Annotated in this window: 2 protein-coding genes; both read left to right on the forward strand. The window is 31.3% G+C overall.

All coding sequences use genetic code 11. The features are described 5' to 3' along the window. Positions 1-360: 360 nt before the first annotated feature. A complete protein-coding gene (locus tag AB8B90_RS13020; protein ID WP_405337630.1) occupies positions 361-2910 on the forward strand; it encodes an ATP-dependent Clp protease ATP-binding subunit in 2550 nt (849 codons plus the stop codon). An 82-nt stretch (positions 2911-2992) separates the two neighbouring features. Next, positions 2993-3361 (forward strand): hypothetical protein, encoded by a 369-nt coding sequence (locus tag AB8B90_RS13025; RefSeq protein WP_405337633.1) that lies wholly within the window; start codon positions 2993-2995, stop codon positions 3359-3361. Positions 3362-3637 lie beyond the last annotated feature (276 nt).

A 3637-nucleotide genomic window follows, 5' to 3' on the forward strand; every position in this document is an offset into this window, starting at 1 on the left:
CTGGTAATGCACGTGACACAATGACTGACATTGAATAATCAATGTAAGCCGATTTCATTTCATCTTCTATGTTAATAGGAATCAATTTTTCTCCTTCTGCCATAAATAAAATTATTAGATTTTTTGTAGGTTTTCAAAACACGCTAAGATAACTAATTTCATAGTGTATAGAGAACTTAAAAAATTCTTTTTTAGGATTTTTTATTAACAAATTTTGAGTCTTTTTTTTAATAAGTTACATGTTAAATACTTTGATTTTGTAAAGTTTTTTTAGTCTATTAGTCTAATAATATATTTTAAGGTATAGTTTTTGCCTTTATATACTTGTTTTTATTATTTTTAAAGCAGAAAGAGTTTACTATGGATGATAATTTTTCCCCAAGAGTTAAAGATGTAATTGCGTTTAGTAAGGAGGAAGCTTTGCGTTTAGGACATGATTTTATTGGCACAGAACATTTAATGCTAGGATTACTTCGTGATGGTAGTGGAAAAGCAATAGATATTTTAGGTGCATTAGAAATTGATTTAAATCACCTAAGAAGAAAAGTAGAAATATTAAGTCCTGCTAACCCAAATATTACAATAACTTCAAATGAAAAGAAAAATCTTCATTTGACAAGACAAGCAGAGCGAGCTCTAAAAACAACATTTTTAGAAGCGAAACTTTTTCAAAGTACTTCTATCAATACCGCACATTTATTATTGTGCATTTTAAGGAATGAAAATGATCCAACAACTAAACTTTTAAATAAGTTAAAAGTGGATTATGATAATGTTAAAGAACAATTCAAATTTATGATAACAAACGATGATGATTTCATGGAGGAACCAAAAGCAGAATCTTTTTCTGATGATGAACCTACCGAAGATGATGATGCAAAACAAAACCCTTTCGGGCAAACTAGTTCTAAATCTACTAAAAAGTCAAAAACACCAGTTTTAGATAACTTTGGAAGAGATTTAACAGTCTTTGCTGAAGAAGGTAAATTAGATCCTGTTGTTGGTCGAGAAAAAGAAATACAACGTGTTTCACAAATTTTAAGTAGACGAAAAAAGAATAACCCTTTATTGATAGGTGAACCTGGTGTTGGTAAATCTGCCATTGCAGAAGGTTTAGCGCTCAGAATTGTAAAACGTAAAGTATCACGAATTTTATTTAATAAACGCGTGGTTACTCTAGACTTAGCAAGTTTGGTAGCAGGAACTAAATACAGAGGCCAGTTTGAAGAGCGAATGAAAGCGGTTATGAATGAGCTCGAAAAAAATGATGATATTATTTTATTTATAGATGAAATACATACTATTGTCGGTGCTGGAGGAGCAACAGGAAGTTTAGATGCATCAAACATGTTTAAACCTGCATTAGCTCGTGGAGAAATTCAATGTATTGGCGCCACAACATTAGATGAATACAGACAATATATTGAAAAAGATGGCGCATTAGAACGTCGTTTTCAAAAGGTGATTGTAGAACCTACAACTGTTGAGGAAACAATAGAGATTCTTAATAATATTAAAGGAAAATACGAAGAACATCACAATGTAGATTATACAGATGAAGCTATTGAAGCTTGTGTAAAGCTGACCAATAGGTATATGACTGAACGTTTTTTACCAGACAAGGCTATTGATGCGTTAGATGAAGCTGGATCTAGAGTTCATATTACCAATATTGACGTACCTAAACAAATCTTAGAGCTTGAAAAAAAGCTTGAAGAGGTTAAGAACACAAAAAACAAGGTTGTAAAAAAACAAAAGTATGAAGAAGCAGCCAAGTTAAGAGACGATGAAAAGCGACTTGAAAAAGAATTAGCTGTAGCACAAGAAAAATGGGAAGAAGAAACGAAACAACATAGAGAAGTTGTTTCAGAAGACAATGTAGCTGATGTAGTTTCAATGATGACCGGAATACCTGTCAATAGAATTGCTCAAACTGAAAGTAATAAACTAGCGCAATTACCCGAGCTTATTAAAGGTAAAGTCATTGGTCAAGATGAAGCTGTTGCCAAGGTTGTAAAAGCTATTCAACGTAATCGTGCTGGACTTAAAGATCCTAACAAGCCAATTGGTTCATTTATATTTTTAGGACAAACAGGGGTTGGTAAAACACAGCTTGCTAAAGTATTAGCTCGTGAGTTATTTGATAGCGAAGAAGCACTTGTAAGAATCGATATGAGTGAGTACATGGAAAAGTTTGCTATTTCACGTTTAGTTGGCGCACCTCCAGGATATGTAGGTTACGAAGAAGGAGGGCAACTTACTGAAAAAGTGAGACGCAAACCTTATGCTGTTGTATTACTAGATGAAATTGAAAAAGCACATCCAGATGTATTTAACATGTTACTTCAGGTTCTTGATGATGGTTATCTTACTGATAGCTTAGGTCGTAAAATCGATTTTAGAAACACCATTATTATAATGACTTCTAATATAGGTGCTCGTAAATTAAAAGATTTTGGACAAGGTGTTGGTTTTGGTACTGCTGCAAAAAACGCACAAGCAGATGAAAATAGTCGTAGTATCATTGAAAACGCTCTAAAAAAAGCATTTGCACCTGAATTTTTAAATAGAATTGATGATGTAATGGTTTTTAATGCTCTTGAAAAAGAAGACATCAATAAGATTATTGATATAGAATTAGCACAACTAATTAATCGTATTAAAGATCTAGGCTATGAACTTAAGCTCTCTAAAAAAGCAAAAGATTATATTGCTGAAAAAGGTTTTGACAAACAATATGGAGCAAGGCCTCTGAAACGTGCTATTCAAAAGTATATTGAAGATGCTTTAGCTGAAGAGATCATAAATTCTCAGTTACAAGAAGGAGATAAAATTATTATGGATTTAGATTCTAAGTCTAACGAATTAACCATAAAAATTGAAAAACCTAAAAAACACTCAGAGTCATAGGATTAGAACTATAAACTGAAAACGCCTTGAAATTTCAAGGCGTTTTTTTTGCTTTACATCTGTGTAATTAGTAACTTTAGGTATGACAGATGTGATAAAATATGATTTTTGTACGATGCATATCTATGACAATTATATGATTGTTGTTATAAATGAAGGAGTTACAGTTACTCCAGAACATAATAATGTATTGCTTAATGTTGTAGATACTTATTACAAAAACAACCCTTTTGTTTACATAACACATCGTGTTAATTCATATGCAGTAGATCCTGCCATTTATAAAGAAACCTCAAAAATCGAAAATCTTGCAGGTTTTTGTGTTGTTTCTGCTGACTACAAAGCCAAGCGCAATGCGGAAATTGAAAAATTGTTTTTAAATAAACCTTTTGAAATTTTTGACACGATTGAAGAGGCAAAAACTTGGTCAAATGAACTTTTAGTAGATTAAACTTCTTTGTTACCCTACCAAATATTATTTTTCAACAGAAAATTTATTTCTCATTCAATTCTTATTTAGTATTTATTAGAATAAAATGACTTCAAATTCAATATAATTTTACACAATTCATTTTAATTATAAAATAAAAAAAGGCAGCTATTTCTAGCTGCCTTTTTATACCCTTAGGGAAATTCCCTAATTATTTAATTTACTATCTACCTGAAGATACGATCTTCTTAGTCACTGTACCTTTGTTAGTTGTTAACTTAACATATAATACTTGAC

It is taken from the genome of Psychroserpens sp. (assembly GCF_045105015.1).
Classification (GTDB): Bacteria; Bacteroidota; Bacteroidia; order Flavobacteriales; family Flavobacteriaceae; genus Psychroserpens.